This window comes from Streptomyces sp. NRRL B-1140 (assembly GCF_001280065.1).
In the GTDB taxonomy this organism is placed as follows: domain Bacteria; phylum Actinomycetota; class Actinomycetes; order Streptomycetales; family Streptomycetaceae; genus Streptomyces.
The window spans coordinates 1-723 of record NZ_LGEA01000174.1; the positions used below are offsets into that span (position 1 = coordinate 1).

General features: G+C 67.8%; 2 protein-coding genes. Both read left to right on the forward strand.

What is annotated here, in order from left to right; genetic code table 11:
* On the forward strand, positions 1-432 hold a 432-nt coding region (locus tag ADK65_RS36520), incomplete at its 5' end, for a DUF3459 domain-containing protein (protein WP_159038874.1).
* Positions 429-723, forward strand: a 295-nt coding sequence (locus tag ADK65_RS36525) for an alpha-amylase family glycosyl hydrolase (RefSeq protein ID WP_267889775.1), incomplete at its 3' end; no start/stop codon positions are given. The genes ADK65_RS36520 and ADK65_RS36525, both read left to right, overlap by 4 nt.

Sequence of the window (723 nt, forward strand, 5' to 3'; positions counted from 1 at the left end):
GAGAAGTACCAGCTGCGCCACCGCGACTGGGAAGCCGCCGAACGCGAGGGCCGCACCATCGCCCCGCTGCTCACCCGGCTCAACACCGTCCGGCGCGAGAACCCGGCCCTCCAGCAGCTGCGCGACCTGCACTTCCACCACGCCGACCAGGAGGCGGTGATCGCCTACTCGAAGCGGAAGGGTTCGAACACGGTTCTGGTGGTCGCCAACCTCGACCCCCACCACACCCAGGAGGCCACGGTCTCGTTGGACATGCCGCAACTCGGCCTCGACTGGCACGAGTCGGTGCCGGTGCGCGACGAGCTCACCGGCGAGACCTACCACTGGGGCAGGGCCAACTATGTGCGCCTCGAACCGGGCCACCGGCCCGCGCACGTCTTCACGGTTCTGCGACCGTCCACCCCGGAGATCGGAGGGTCAGCCACAACATGATCGTCAACGAACCCGTTCCGGACACCTTCGAGGACACTCCTGCCAGGGACCGTGACCCGGAGTGGTTCAAGCGCGCCGTCTTCTACGAGGTACTCGTCCGCTCGTTCCAGGACAGCAACGGCGACGGCGTCGGCGACCTCAAGGGCCTGACCGCGAAGCTCGACTACCTCCAGTGGCTGGGCGTCGACTGCTTGTGGCTGCCGCCCTTCTTCAAGTCCCCGCTGCGGGACGGTGGCTACGACGTGTCCGACTACACGGCGGTGCTGCCGGAGTTCGGCGACCTCGCGGACT